General features: G+C 60.3%; 10 protein-coding genes. 8 read left to right on the top strand and 2 right to left on the bottom strand.

The window, feature by feature from the left end:
• Nucleotides 1-16: 16 nt before the first annotated feature.
• The 3 genes from EJ066_RS14595 to EJ066_RS14585 all read left to right on the top strand — a co-directional run bounded on the left by EJ066_RS14595 (nt 17) and on the right by EJ066_RS14585 (nt 4,236).
• On the top strand, nt 17-2,731 hold the full coding sequence (locus tag EJ066_RS14595) for an ABC transporter ATP-binding protein (protein WP_126038744.1): 2,715 nt from the start codon (nt 17-19) through the stop codon (nt 2,729-2,731).
• 69 nt (nt 2,732-2,800) lie between these two features.
• On the top strand, nt 2,801-3,250 hold the full coding sequence (locus EJ066_RS14590; protein ID WP_126038741.1) for a cyclic nucleotide-binding domain-containing protein: 450 nt from the start codon (nt 2,801-2,803) through the stop codon (nt 3,248-3,250).
• A 131-nt stretch (nt 3,251-3,381) separates the two neighbouring features.
• Nucleotides 3,382-4,236: an MBL fold metallo-hydrolase gene (locus EJ066_RS14585; RefSeq protein ID WP_126038738.1), complete on the top strand. Its 855-nt coding sequence runs from the start codon at nt 3,382-3,384 to the stop codon at nt 4,234-4,236.
• Here EJ066_RS14585 and EJ066_RS14580 read toward each other — a convergent pair.
• Together EJ066_RS14580 and EJ066_RS14575 are read right to left on the bottom strand one after the other, a co-directional pair.
• Nucleotides 4,216-5,001, bottom strand: coding sequence for a polysaccharide deacetylase family protein (locus tag EJ066_RS14580; RefSeq protein ID WP_126038735.1), 786 nt, complete (start codon nt 4,999-5,001; stop codon nt 4,216-4,218). The two genes, EJ066_RS14585 and EJ066_RS14580, sit on opposite strands and share 21 nt — an antisense overlap.
• Nucleotides 4,998-6,086 (bottom strand): glycosyltransferase family 4 protein, encoded by a 1,089-nt coding sequence (locus EJ066_RS14575; RefSeq protein ID WP_126038733.1) that lies wholly within the window; start codon nt 6,084-6,086, stop codon nt 4,998-5,000. Before EJ066_RS14575 ends, EJ066_RS14580 begins: the two co-directional genes overlap by 4 nt.
• Before the next feature lie 92 nt (nt 6,087-6,178).
• Between EJ066_RS14575 and EJ066_RS14570 the strand changes: the two genes are divergently transcribed.
• The 5 genes from EJ066_RS14570 (at nt 6,179) to EJ066_RS14550 (ending at nt 14,348) form a co-directional block, all read left to right on the top strand.
• The gene (locus EJ066_RS14570; protein WP_126043886.1) at nt 6,179-7,339 is read left to right on the top strand and encodes a DUF3095 domain-containing protein; all 1,161 of its coding nucleotides are present in this window, start codon (nt 6,179-6,181) and stop codon (nt 7,337-7,339) included.
• Between the two features lie 111 nt (nt 7,340-7,450).
• Nucleotides 7,451-8,794: a nucleotide sugar dehydrogenase gene (locus EJ066_RS14565; RefSeq protein WP_126043885.1), complete on the top strand. Its 1,344-nt coding sequence runs from the start codon at nt 7,451-7,453 to the stop codon at nt 8,792-8,794.
• Between the two features lie 264 nt (nt 8,795-9,058).
• A complete protein-coding gene (locus EJ066_RS14560; RefSeq protein ID WP_126038730.1) occupies nt 9,059-10,399 on the top strand; it encodes an adenylate/guanylate cyclase domain-containing protein in 1,341 nt (446 codons plus the stop codon).
• Between the two features lie 158 nt (nt 10,400-10,557).
• On the top strand, nt 10,558-12,453 hold the full coding sequence (locus EJ066_RS14555) for an ABC transporter ATP-binding protein (RefSeq protein ID WP_126038727.1): 1,896 nt from the start codon (nt 10,558-10,560) through the stop codon (nt 12,451-12,453).
• The gene (locus EJ066_RS14550) at nt 12,450-14,348 is read left to right on the top strand and encodes an ABC transporter substrate-binding protein (RefSeq protein ID WP_126038724.1); all 1,899 of its coding nucleotides are present in this window, start codon (nt 12,450-12,452) and stop codon (nt 14,346-14,348) included. Before EJ066_RS14555 ends, EJ066_RS14550 begins: the two co-directional genes overlap by 4 nt.
• Nucleotide 14,349: the final 1 nt, after the last annotated feature.

The following is a 14,349-nucleotide window of genomic DNA, read 5'->3' as shown; positions in this document are numbered from 1 at the left end:
GGGTCCGCAGTCGCATATGGAACCCAGCCTAGCCCGCTATATCTGGACGCACACCAAGAAGCAGCAGCTCTGGATATTGATGATCGTCGTGCTTTCGATGATCCCGTATTTCATGTCCTTCGACCTGCCGAAGCTGATCGTCAACGGCCCGATCCAAGGTGGCGGCTTCGAGCAACCGGGCGCGACCCAGCCATTCATGAGGTTACACTATAACCTGCCGTTCATTGGAGAGATCCAGTTCTTCTCCGGTTTTGAGCTCGACCGCAAGGAGACGCTGTTTGCCCTGAGCCTTGTGTTCCTCTTGCTAGTCATCATCAACGGCCTGTTCAAACTCTACATCAACACCTACAAGGGCCGCCTCGGCGAACGCATGCTGCGGCGTATCCGCTTCGATCTGGTCGATCGTGTGCTGCGGTTTCCGCCGAATTACTTCAAGCGGGTGAAATCCGCCGAAGTGGCGACCATGGTGAAGGACGAGGTGGAGCCGCTGGGCGGCTTCATCGGCGATGCCTTCCTGCAGCCGGTGCTGCTCGGCGGTCAGGCGCTGACGGCCATGCTGTTCATTATGGTCCAGAACTTCTGGCTCGGAATGATAGCGGCCGTGATCGTGGCGATCCAGATCGTTCTCATCCCGCGAATGCGGCGGCGACTGATCGTGCTCGGGCGCCAACGGCAGTTGACGGCACGCGCGCTTTCGGGCCGGGTTGGCGAAATCGTCGACGGCATCGGCGCGGTTCACGTCCACGATACATCAAACTACGAGCGCGCCGACATAGCTGCCCGGCTCGGGCTCATCTTCAAGATCCGCTTCGATCTTTACCAATGGAAATTCATGGTGAAGTTCCTCAACAATTTTCTCGCGCAGGTCACGCCCTTTCTGTTCTACATGGTCGGCGGGTACCTGGTCATCCAGGGGCGGCTGGATGTCGGCCAGCTCGTGGCCGTGATCGGCGCCTACAAGGACCTGCCCGGACCGATGAAGGAACTGATCGACTGGGATCAGGATCGGCAGGATGTCCAGGTCAAATATCAGCAAGTCGTTGAACAGTTCACCGTCGAGGGTCTCATCGCGCCAAGAATCGGGGCGTTGACGATCGACGATCCCGATCCGATGACCAACCCCCTGTCGGCGATCAGTCTGTCCATAGCAGACGATGGCGGTGCAATGCTCCTCAACCGTATCTCCCTCCAGGTCAAGCCGGGTGAGACGGTGGCGCTGGTCAGTACCGCAACAGGCGGAGCGGAGGCGCTTGCAGAAGCCTTCGCTCGCCTGAACTGGCCGGACAGCGGAAGGGTCGCCTCGGGCGCCGACGACCTGCTTGAACTCCCCGAAGCAGTGACCGGCCGCCGCATGTCCTATGCCTCGTCGGATGTTTTCCTGTTCCAGGCAAGCCTCCGCGATAACCTGCTCTACGGGTTGAAACATGCGCCGCTGACATCGGTGACCTATGACGGTGCAGCAGCAGACCAGCACCGCTGGAACATCGCGGAGGCGCGCCGGTCGGGCAATCCGGATCTTGATATCCACAGCGACTGGATCAACTATGCTTCTGCCGGCGCCGCTGGCCCGCACGATCTCTTCGAAGCCGTGCGCCGGGTGCTCGACGCCGTTGTTCTGTCGCGCGACATTCTGGATCTTGGCTTGCGCTCTTCTGCCGACCTTACGCGTCACACGGAGCTTGCCAGGCGAATCGTCGAACTGCGTGCGGCGCTGCGAACCCGGCTGGAACACGAAGGACTGAGCGGGCTGGTGGTTCCTTTCGAACCGGGCGCCTACAACAAAGAAGCAACAATCGGCCAAAACCTGCTCTTCGGCGCTGCCGCCGGCCCCCAACTGGCCGACAAGGCCCTGGCGGCCAATCCCTATTTTGTTTCCGTGCTGAGGCAAGCCGGCCTTGACAGCACGCTCTACGAAATGGGCATGGAGATCGCCAAACAGGCGATCGAGCTGTTTGCCGACCTGCCGCCCGATCACCAGTTCTTCCAGCAGCTCGCCTTCATGAGCGCAGAGGAGATACCCACCTACGAAACCTTGCTGCAACGGCTCAAGAACCGTCCCCACGAGGCGGTTTCGGAGAGCGATCGCGCCATGATCGTCACCTTGAGCTTTGCCTATATCGAGCCCCGGCACCGCTTCGGCCTGCTGAGCGACGAGCTGATGAGCAAGATCGTCGCTGCACGCAACCGGTTCTATGAAAACCTGCCGCCCGAGCTGCAAAATGCGGTCGAACGGTATGATCCTGCCAAATACATTGCCGCGGCCACCGTCATGGATAATGTCCTGTTCGGGCGTGTGGGCACCAACCATCCCGACGCGCCGGACCGCATACGCTCCATCCTCTACGACATTCTTGACGAACTGGGGCTCTATGCCGAACTTCTGGATGTCGGCCTGGACTTCAACGTCGGCTCCGGCGGCAGGCGGCTGACCGGTGGACAGCGACAGAAGCTCGACGTTGCCCGGGCCCTGCTCAAGCGTCCCGATTTTCTCATTCTCAACCGGCCGCTGTCGGCGCTCGACCAGCGTATGCAGGATAAGGTGCTGCGAAACGTGCTCGAGGAAGCCAGACGCGACGGCCATTCGCCGGCAATTGTATGGGTCGTGACGAATCCGGCTATGGCGGCGATGTTCGATCGCGTTATCGTCTTCGACTCGGGTCAATTGGTGGAAGACGGAACACACGAGTCACTTTTGGCAGGGAACGGTATCTTCAAGGAACTGCTGTCGTAGAGCAACGGACATTCCATCTGAGCGTCCGTTGCACTAGTCTGACAAACGCGAATTTTGAGGTTTGCGACAATGCTGCTCAAGGATGAAGTTGGAATGCTGCAACGCGTTCCATTGTTCTCTGGCATCGAGCCGACAAAGCTCAAACTGCTTGCGTTCACATCCGATCGCGTGAGCTACAGCGCCGGCCAGATCCTTTTCCGGCAGGGCGACGAGGGAGACGCCGCCTATGTTATCCTTTCAGGCAGGGCGGATATTCTGGTCGATTCCGACAGCGGGCCGATAAAAGTCGCCGAGCTCATGCCAAATTCGATTGTTGGCGAGATCGCCATATTGTGCAACAGCTCCCGCACTGCCACGGTCAGAGCGGCAAGTCCGCTGGAAGCCTTGAGAATCCGCAAGGATCATTTCCTGAGGCTTATGAGAGAGTTCCCGGAAATGACCATCGAGATATTGCGGGTTCTTGCCGATCGGCTAAGCCATACGACCGCGGATCTGATCGACGCACGAAGCGCCAAATAACGAATGAGTGCGCTCGATCCTCGCCGTCGTGATGGCGCTGGTCTCGCTGAGAAGGTCACCCGGTGAAAACCTGTCTCGCCTAGCAGCAGTTGTTTGGCTACGATGGGCGACGGGGACTGCGAAGGGCTAGCATGGACGACGACGTTTTCCTGGTCAGGTTTTGGGGCGTGCGCGGCAGCATTTCGGTATCGGGACCAGAATTCTCTCGCTATGGCGGCAACACAATCTGCATTGAGATGCGATGCGGTAAGCATACGCTTCTGTTCGACGCGGGCTCTGGCCTACGGCCCGCCGGCGGGGCGCTTCGGGCGTCGGGCGTGACCGATTTCGACCTGCTTTTCACCCATTGCCATTATGATCACATCATCGGGCTGCCGTTTTTTGCGCCGATCTATGACCGGAGCGTCAAGGTTACGCTTTGGTCCGGGCATCTTGCAGGACGCATGACGACCCGGCAGATGGTCGATGAGTTCATGCGGCCGCCGTGGTTTCCGGTGAAACTGGATATCTGCAAGGCAAGGCTCGACTGCCGCGATTTCGTATCCGGAGACGTGCTTCGGCCGCGCGAAGGGGTGGTGATCCGAACCGGCAGTCTTATCCATCCGGGCGGCTGCATAGGCTACCGGGTCGAATGGGGTGGCCGCGTCGTGGCGGTGATCACAGACACTGAGCACGAGCCGGACAAACTCGACCAGGCGGTGCTCGGCCTGATCGAAGATGCCGACCTCGTCATTTACGATTGCACCTACACCGAGGAGGAAATGGAACGCCGCCGCGGTAACGGGCACTCGACATGGCAACAGGGCGTCAAGCTCTGTGAGGCGGCCGGTGCGCGGGGGCTTGCGCTGTTTCACCACGATCCGACACGCACCGACGAGGAACTGGACGAGATCGAGAAACTGGCCAAAGACAGGTTTGCCGGCGCTTTTACCGCGCGGGATGGCCAGACGCTCAGATTTCCAGTCTCATTGCAGAAAAAGCGCTGAGCTATTTCCTCTACCGGCGCTGCGCCCGATCAATGTCCTGACCGGAAGCCATGCGCAGGCTTCAGTCTGTGCGGTGACTGTGAACAGCCGTTCGAGGAAAAGCCAGGCCGATTCATCATGTACGAGATGGTGGGTGAGCAGGCCGACCGGTTCGCCGCCGTCGAATGCATGCCGCAATTGCGCGATGATAGACTGAATCAATAGGCGATGATCGCGGCAGCCGCGCGTGCCATGCCAATCCATGATGTCGACATTGCTGTTGATGACCGCCAGTGGAGCCGGCTTCGGCGGCCCATAGACCGACAATGCCGTAAATCCTATCGATCCAAGGTCGGATACCAAGCCGGCGTCGATCCTGTTCCAAGGTGGCACCAGCATCGGAACGGCACGTGCACCGTGCAGGCCGGTTACGTGCGACAGCCCGCGAGCCAAATCATCGAGCACCGCCTCGCGTGGCCGATGCGCGCCGAGTTCCTGCTTTTTCTGGTCCTCGGGCGCATGATTTCGGTGCGCCCAGCCATGGATGGCGACCGTGGCATGCGGCGCCTCGTCAAGCCGGACGACAAGCTTCTCATCAGTCAGGGCCGGAATGACGGCCAGAGTGACCGGAACCGTGAATTCACCGGTGAGGTCGAGCAGCCGATCAAGCGCAGGCGTCGGATCCACGGCGTCGTCGTCGCGCAGCCAGAACTCTGCCTTACGGTCCGCCCGTTGCAGGCACGCCAGTTCTTCCACCAAGGGCTGCCAGATCTGATCGGATGTCATGAAACCGGCACCTTCGGAAGAAGTTCGGCCAGACGCGCCGCTGCAACACCGAGGGAACGTTCTTCGAGGATGAAACGTCTGGCTTCCGCGGCCATGATGGTTCTTTCGTCGTTACGGGCCAGAAGCCTTTCAATGGCAGAAGCGAACGCCGCCACATCGCCCGGCGGAGTGAGAAACCCGGTCTGGCCATCCCGCACGACCTCCGGCACGCCGGCGATGTCCTGAGCCACCACCGGAAGGCCGGCGGCCTGTGCTTCAAGATAGGCAACGCCATAGGCCTCGCCGTAACCCGGCCAGACGTAAATTCCTCCACTGTAGAGGACATCCGGCACAGCGGTTGGCTCAATCGCGCCAAGCCATTCGATACGGTCGGCGGGCAAGCCGCCGAATTGTGCTCTGACCTCATCACGAGCAGGCCCGTCCCCGACGACCGACATGGTCCAGGGCAGGTGCCCGATCGGACCGAGTGCTTGTGCCAGCATGCGATAGCTTTCGACTTTGTCGCCTGGGCGCATCATGGCGACGGTAACGAGGCGCGTCGGACAACCCCGTGCCGGCGTGTCCCGGAATACCGATGTGTCGATGAAGGGCGAAAGCATACCGAGAGCGGCACCGGGAATCGCGTCTGTCAGTCCCTGGCGATCCCTTTGCGTGAAGCAGATGTTCAGCGCTGCCTGCTCGACGGCTCGCGCCACCAACGCTTGCGTATCGGCCCACAAGCCGGTGTTGCGCCGCCTCGAATAGGAGGCTTCCGCTGTCACATACGGGACAGCAAAGGCCGCCGCCAGCTCGGGCCCGATCAGGTCGGGCGCCTTGTAATAGGGATGATAGGAGAACCAGAGATCGGGGTTGCCGTCACGATCCCAAAGCTTGGTCAGCCGCGCGGCCTCCTCTCGGGCCTCGATCTTGAGCGCATCGAAACTCTTCGACTCCGGTTCGCGTAGATATAAGCGCAATTCGGATGCCAGTTCTACGCCATGCCCTACACGCTCCAGCGCCTTGACCAGCATCCGTGCCATCTGGCGGTCGCCGGAGGCAACGGGATGATTGGGTGACTTCAGCGGCGCGTAGAAAGCAATTCGCATCGCCGGACCCTATCATCGGAAAGCCTGCGCAAGTCAATTTCGAAGCATGATCGACTTCACCTTCAAGCACCGGAATGTGCTATCTGATGCTTATGGAAACAGCTGCCGCGTCCGACCCGTTTGTCGCTTCTTTGCCGGTCTTCGCCAGGTTCGAAAGTGTTGCCGATATCGATAACTATCGGTCTCTCCCCGATGGCTGGGCGCTGGCCACCGCAGACATCGTCGGCTCGACCAAGGCGATCGAGGCGGGGCGCTATAAAACCGTCAATATGGCCGGCGCCAGCGTCATTTCGGCGCTGCTCAATGCGCTCGGTCGGCAAGATCTTCCCTTTGTCTTCGGTGGCGACGGCGCGCTCGTGGCGTTTCCCGGCTCGGCGCTGGAGATCACCCGCAACGCGCTGGCGGCTGTCCAGAGATGGGTGGCGGACGAACTGGACCTGACCTTGCGTGCCGCAATCGTGCCGATAAAGGATATAAGAGCGCAAGGCCTCGACGTTCGCGTGGCGAGGTTCCAGGCCTCCGAAGCGGTCTTCTATGCCATGTTCGCCGGCGGTGGCGGCAGTTGGGCGGAAGCCGAGATGAAAGCGGGACGCTATCGCATCGATCCTGCGCCGGCCGGCGCGCGGCCGGATCTGACCGGCCTCTCCTGCCGCTGGAACCCGATCGAAGCCCGGCATGGCGAAATCGTCTCGATCATAGCCATACCACGGGCGTCGCGCGACTTGCGCCGTTTTCAGTGTCTGGCTTCCGACATCATCGCCCTTGCCGGCAGGCAGGAACGCGATGGCCACCCGGTGCCGGTGAACGGGCCGGGCTACAGTTTTCTGCCCGCCGGCCTCGATATCGAGGCGCGGGCCATGGCACCGGCAGGATGGCGGTGGCTGTCGAAGCTGTGGATAGTGTTCCTGATGACGCTTACGGCTGTTACGGATAGATATGGCTGGACGATCGGCAGTTTCGATCCGAAGATCTACAAACGCGACGTGGCCAGCAATTCGGATTTCCGGAAGTTCGACGACGGCTTGAAGATGACCATCGACGTTGACGCGGATGTGTTGCAACGGATCGAGAACCGGCTGAAACAGGCGGAAGAGGCGGGCATCTGCAACTATGGCCTGCACCGCCAGAAATCGGCCTTGATGACATGCCTCGTCGCATCGCCGCTGCAGCGCGATCACGTTCATTTCATCGATGGCGCCGCCGGCGGCTATGCGATTGCTGCCGCAACCCTGAAGGCGAAGGTGCCGGTCTGATGACGGCTTGCGGAAACCGATTTCCCGCAATATGCCTCGGGGTTCTTGGGGAACCAGGTGAGCCTCGCCATGGGAGCGGACGGCCTGCCCGAATTGACGGAAAGCAGATTTTTGGACGCCTCACGATCGACATATGACCGTCTTCTGAACCGGATTTCGACGCGTGCCGCGCAAGTCGGCGTGATCGGACTGGGCTATGTCGGGTTGCCGCTGGCGGTTGCGATCGCACGCGCCGGCTTCCCGGTTTCCGGCTTCGACGTCGAAGCCCAGAAGGTCGAGAGCCTGAACAACGGCCAATCCTACATTGAGGCGGTGACGTCGACAGCCCTTGCCGGCCAGGTGGCGAGCGGACTGTTCCGCGCCACTGCGGATTTTGCCGAACTGGCCGTCTGCGATGTCATCATCATCTGCGTTCCGACACCGCTGACGAAAAACCGTGAGCCGGACCTCTCCTTTGTCAGGAACACGGCAGGCACCATCGCGAAGCATCTGCGTCTCGGCCAACTGATCGTGCTGGAATCGACCACCTATCCCGGCACCACCGACGACGTGATCAAGCCCATACTGGAAGAAACCGGCTTGCAGTCGAAGGCAGACTTCTTCCTCGGCTTCTCGCCCGAACGCGAGGATCCCGGCAACCGTAGCTTTGAAGTCGCGACGATCCCCAAGGTCGTGGCAGGCGACGGCATTGAAGCGGCGACGCTCGTGCAGGCTTTCTACCAGGGCGTGATCAAGACCGTCGTTCCGGTTTCCACCACGGCGACCGCCGAGGCGGTCAAGCTGACGGAAAACATCTTCCGTTCGGTCAACATAGCCCTGGTCAACGAGTTGAAGGTCGTGCTCGGCGCGATGGGCATCGACATCTGGGAGGTGATCGAGGCGGCAAAGAGCAAGCCCTTCGGCTACATGCCTTTCTATCCTGGCCCCGGACTTGGCGGGCACTGCGTCCCGATCGATCCCTTCTACCTGACGTGGAAGGCGCGCGAATACGAACTGCCGACCCGTTTCATCGAGCTGGCGGCAGAGATCAACACGGCTATGCCGCGTCATGTGGTCGATGAACTGGCGAAGGCGCTGGACCGGCGCTGCGGCAAGGCGCTCAGCCGCTCGCGAATTCTCATCATCGGGCTCGCCTATAAGAAGAATGTGCCCGACATCCGCGAAAGCCCCTCATTGCGGCTCATTGAACTCATCGAGGAATGGGGCGGCGAGGCGGAATTCCACGATCCGCATGTTACCGAGATCCCGACCACACGGGAGCATATGGCGATCAAGGGGCGTCGCTCGGTCGAACTGACCGAAGCGGCCTTGAAGGATTTCGATGCTGTCGTCGTTGCAACCGACCACGACGCGATCGACTATCAGACGATCGCTGATCACGCCCTTCTGATCGTCGACACACGCAATGTTTTTGGCCGCCTCGGGCTGGACCGAGAGACGGTCTTGAAGGCGTGACGGCGTCTGAGCCGGGGAATTTTTGCCCGATGTCAGGATCATGATTGCACTCCGCCGGCAGCCTCGCCACATAATGCCACAGGACATAGATGCGGTTACGCCGGTTCCTTGCCGCAAGGATAGTCATCCGGGAAAATTCTTCGCCGGCTTCTGCCGCCGAAGCCGGTTCATTAACTTCGAGGGTCTTTTCTTTGGGTCGTTGGCGGACTGTGTTATGGCGGATCAAAGGATAATGGCTCCGTCTTCGACGGGTTTCGAGATAGTATGAGCACAACGCAAGCAGAAATTTCCACCATTCTCATGGATAAGGTTGCCGATTGGCTGACCCAATCGGCGCTGGCGGGCAACGACCTGGAAACATTGGTAAAAGGCTTTTGTGAACGGCTGGCTGCTGCCGGCCTGCCGCTGAAGCGGGTGCATTTGAGCTTTTCGATGCTTCATCCGCTTTATGACGCGCTTGGCTTCACCTGGTTCCGCGGCCAGGGCATGGAAGTGGAAGGCTTCCGCAAAAAGGCCGGCGTGCCGTCTGACAGATTCCTGACCAGCCCATACTACCACCTGCTCAGCAACAAGCTCGACCATCTGCGACGCCGGCTCGACTCATCGGTGCCATCGGAGTTTCCTGTTTTCGATGACCTCCGCCTTATAGGCGTCACCGATTACATGGCTTTCGTCCATCACTTCAGCGGCAACACCAGTCAGGGCATGATGGGGTCTTGGTCCACCGACAGTGCTGGAGGCTTCAGCGACAACATGATTTCGGCGCTGCTGCGCATCCAGAGCCATCTCGCCATCGCAACCAAGATGGCGGTGCTCACCAAGCTCGCCGACAACATGATGACGACTTATCTCGGCGGCGACGCTGGCAGGCGCGTGCTTGACGGTCAGATCAAGCGCGGCGAGGGCGATACAATCCGGGCCGCATTGGTCATGGGCGATATGCGTGGGTCGTCAAGGCTTGCCGAAACCGCCGGCCGCGAAATCTATATCGATACGCTGAACCAGTTTTTCGACGCCGTTGCTGCACCTTTCAATCGCAAAGGCGGGCAGATCATGAGTTTCATAGGGGATGGCTTCATTGCCGTCTACCCTTGCGAAAGGCACCGCTCGCAGTCCGAGATCGCCTGCCAGGCTGCTCTTGCGGCAGCGCAGAAGGCCACCGCGCGCATGACGGATCTCAATCTGCGAAGAAAGGAAAAGGGGTTGTCCGACATAAAATTTGGCATCGGCCTGCATGTCGGCAATGTGATGTTCGGAAATGTCGGGCTTACCGACCGGCTCACATTTTCTGTCTTCGGCTCGGCTGTAAACGAGGTCCAGCGCCTCCAGACCCTGACCAAGAAATATCCGCACAGCGTTCTCGCCAGCAAAGACTTCGCCAGCTATTGCGGCGCTAACAGCTGGCTGACGCTCGGCAACGAGGAACTGGCGGGCATCAAGCAGAAGCTGACGGTGCTTTCACCCGATCTGTCGGGTGCTCTCGCACTCGATGAGGACGGTGCGCTGGAGCCGATTTACGACCGAAGATCGGACGCCGAGCAGGTCATGCTGCTTCACCGCGATACCGCGCAGCTGTCGGCCGGCGACCCGCGGAAGCTCCAGTAACCGTAACAATCTAATCCGAACGCCTTCGGTAGGCAGTCCGGTCGCCGGTTCCGCCATTGTCGACCGTTTCGAATCCAAGTTGCTCTAGGCTGGCAATGCGTTAGTCTCGCTTTCTGGGCCTGCCGGCCGGCAGGCCGCCAGAGTGGGCTGGTGTGAGAATGAATTCGGGCGTTGATCTGCTGCGGATCGAGGATGTTGGCATCTCCTTTGCCATTATCGGGGGACCGTTGCACGCCGTCAGGCGCGCAAGTCTTCGCGTCCTGCCCGGCAAGGTCACCGCGCTTGTGGGCGAGTCCGGTTCCGGAAAATCGGTTCTCAGCCAGGCAGTGATGGGCATTTTGCCGAACACAGCCCATGTTCGCGGCCGTATCCTGTTTTCCGATCCTGAAAAGCCCGGCACGACGCAGGATATCCTGCAGATGCCGCGTGACGGACCAGAAATCCGGGCGTTGAGAGGCAGCCGCATCGGCGAGATCTTTCAGGAGCCGATGACATCGCTGTCGCCGCTGCACACGATCGGCAATCAGGTCAGCGAATCCCTGCAGATTCATACGCCCATGGCTCGGGTGGAGCGCAAGGCGCGGACCGAGGAAATGCTCGGCCTTGTCGGCTTTCCCAACCCCAAGCGCGCTTATGACATGTATCCCTTTGAACTCTCGGGAGGATTGCGTCAACGCGCCATGATCGCCATGGCGCTTATCTGCCGGCCCGCCCTGTTGATCGCCGACGAGCCGACGACGGCGTTGGACGTCACCATCCAGGCGCAAATCCTTCAATTGCTGCGCGGGCTCCAGACCAAGCTGAACATGGCGATGCTGCTGATCACGCACGACCTTGGCGTGGTCGCCAATGTCGCCGACGAGGTGGTGGTCATGTACCATGGCGAGATCATGGAAGCGGGACCTGTGGAGGCGATATTCCGCCGACCAGGTCACCCTTACCTGAAGGGCCTGATGGCAGCCGTTCCGCATTTCGACCTGAAGCCCGGCGAAAGGCTAAAGGCGCTCCGCGAGGTGCCGGTAAATGTCGGGAACCTGCTCGGCAAGCAGACGGCGCCGGCATCGAAGGGGCCGGACGACATCCTGCTGTCGGTCAGGGATCTGACAAAGACCTTCACCATCCGCAAGTCCGGATGGTTCGGCGGGGATCATCAAACCTCTGTTCGCGCCGTGGACGGCGTGAGCTTCGATATCAGGCGGGGTGAGTGCCTGGGCCTTGTCGGCGAAAGCGGCTGCGGTAAAACAACCGTCAGCAAGATCCTCATGCGAGCTGTCACCCCTAGCGGCGGCTCTGTGATCTTCAACGGCCGCGATGGTCCGATCGACGTCTTGGAAGCCGAGGGAGACGCCCTGCGCATGCTGCGCGCGAAAATCCAGATGGTCTTTCAGGATCCGGTTTCGTCGCTTTCACCTCGCATGACGGTGGAGAACATCTTGAGCGAGCCGCTGGAAATCCATCAACGTGGCAATGCCGCGTCCCGACTCGCCACGGTCAAGAGCCTGATGCAGGCAATCGGGCTCGATCCGCGCTTCATAAAGCGTTATCCGCACAGTTTCTCCGGCGGGCAGCGTCAGCGTATCGGCATCGCGCGCGCGTTGGCGCTGGGGCCTGAACTTCTGATCTGCGACGAGCCGGTTTCGGCACTCGATGTCTCTGTCCAGGCGCAGATCCTGAACCTTCTGAAGGACCTGCAGAAGGACCTGGGCCTGACCTACCTGTTCATATCCCACAACCTGGCGGTGGTGGACTACATGGCAGACCGCATCGCGGTGATGTGCGGCGGGCGTATCGTCGAGCTCGCGCCGCGCGAAATTCTGCTTAGGAAACCGGTCCACCCCTACACGCGCTCACTGGTCGCCGCAGTACCTTACCCCGATCTCGACAGGCCGATGGATTTCAAAACGCTGAAGCTCGGCGGCGCTTCCGACACCAGTGCATGGGGACCGCAATTCTGCGACGAGGGCGACAAGGATATGCTGTCGCCGCTCGATCTTGGCGGCGGCCACCTCGTGCTGGCCCGACGTTCGGCCGATGTCAGCGAGCTACGCCATTGATCAGCCGGCGCACCGTCCTTGGCCTCATGGCTTCAGCATTTCTGCCCGGCACGTTGCGCGCCGGCGATCTGGAGCCGGAATTTCTTCAGCCGCAGCTGAAGGCCAAGGCGCTGCCGGCACTCGCCGAACGCCTGCCCAAGAGCCCGCGCGCGTTGAATCTCGCTGCGATGGGCCGGCAGCCTGGCCAATACGGCGGCACGTTGCGTACGATCATCGGCAGCCAGAAAGATATCCGGATGATGACGATCTACGGGTATGCTCGCCTGGTCGGCTATGACGAAAAACTTAAAATGCAACCCGACATTCTCGAAAGTTTCGACGTAGCGAATGATCGCGTCTTCACTTTCAAGATAAGGGAAGGGCATAAATGGTCTGACGGTAGCCTGCTGACGCCGGAGGATTTTCGCTATTGCTGGGAAGATGTCTGGCTGAACGATGAGCTTTCGCAAGGCGGGCCCGCCTTGGCCCTGCTGGCGGACGGCAAGCCTCCACGCTTCGAGATCGTCGATCCGTTAACAGTCCGCTATAGTTGGGATGCGCCCAATCCCGACTTCCTGCCCAAGCTCGCTGCTGCATCGCCGCTATCGCTTGTTCTGCCTGCCGCCTATCTCAAGCAGTTCCACAAGAAATACCAGGATCCATTCCGGCTCGCTGGCCTAATGAAGGAGAACCGGGCCAAGAAATGGACGCTCCTGCATATCCGCATGTCACGGCAGTATCGCCCGGAGAACCCGGATCTGCCGACGCTCGATCCCTGGCGGAACCGGACCAAGCCGCCGGCCGAGCAGTTCGTCTTCGAGCGCAACCCGTTTTTTCATCGAATAGACGAGAACGGCCGGCAACTGCCCTATGTTGACCGGATTGTCATGAATGTCAGCTCGTCGGCGATCATTTCCGCCAAGACCGGTGCGGGCGAGAGCGACCTGCAATGCATGGGAATTGACTTCACCGACTACTCCTTCCTGAAGGATGCCGAGAAGCGCTACCCGGTGAAGATGCATCTGTGGAAACGCATACAGGGTTCGCGGCTGGCGCTGCTCCCCAATCTGAATTGTGCCGACCAGGTCTGGCGCGGCCTTTTGCGTGACGTGCGCGTGCGCCGCGCACTTTCGCTCGCCGTGGACAGGCGCGAGATCAATATGGCTGTGTTCTACGGATTGGCGCAGGAAAGTGCCGATACTGTCCTGCCGGAGAGCCCGCTCTACCGGCCGGAATTCGCGAAAGCCTGGGTCGCCTATGATCCCGACCAGGCCAATGCCCTGCTCGACGAGGTCGGGCTTCAGACGCGTGACGATGACGGCCTGCGGATACTTCCCGATGGACGCCCTGCGCAGATCGTAGTGGAAACGGCCGGCGAAAGCACGCTGGAAACCGACGCGCTCGAACTCATCACCGATCACTGGCGCAAGATTGGCATCGCCCTGTTCATCCGAACTTCGCAGCGCGACATCTTCCGCAGCCGCGCGCTTGGCGGCCAGATCATGATGTCGATGTGGTCGGGCATCGACAATGGCGTGCCGACGGCCGACATGAACCCGAGCCAGTTGGCCCCTACCATCGACGACCAGCTGCAATGGCCACTCTGGGGTGCTCACTACTTGTCTCATGGCAAGATGGGTGAGGCACCCGATCTTCCTGAAGTGGTCGAGTTGATGGCTTTACTCAAGCGCTGGAACGCATCGACCGAAGCCACGGAGCGCACCGAAATCTGGAATTCTATGCTGTCGATCTATACCGATCAGGTGTTTTCGATCGGCACGGTGAACGGAACACATCAGCCGGTTCTGGCGTCCTCGCGGCTGCGCAATCTGCCTGACAAGGCGCTCTACGGCTACGACCCGACCGCCTATTTCGGTGTCTACATGCCGGATACATTCTGGCTTGGAGAGTCCTGAG

It is taken from the genome of Mesorhizobium sp. M9A.F.Ca.ET.002.03.1.2, assembly GCF_003952365.1.
Taxonomy (GTDB): Bacteria; Pseudomonadota; Alphaproteobacteria; order Rhizobiales; family Rhizobiaceae; genus Mesorhizobium.
This window is presented reverse-complemented; position numbering and strand designations above follow the sequence as displayed.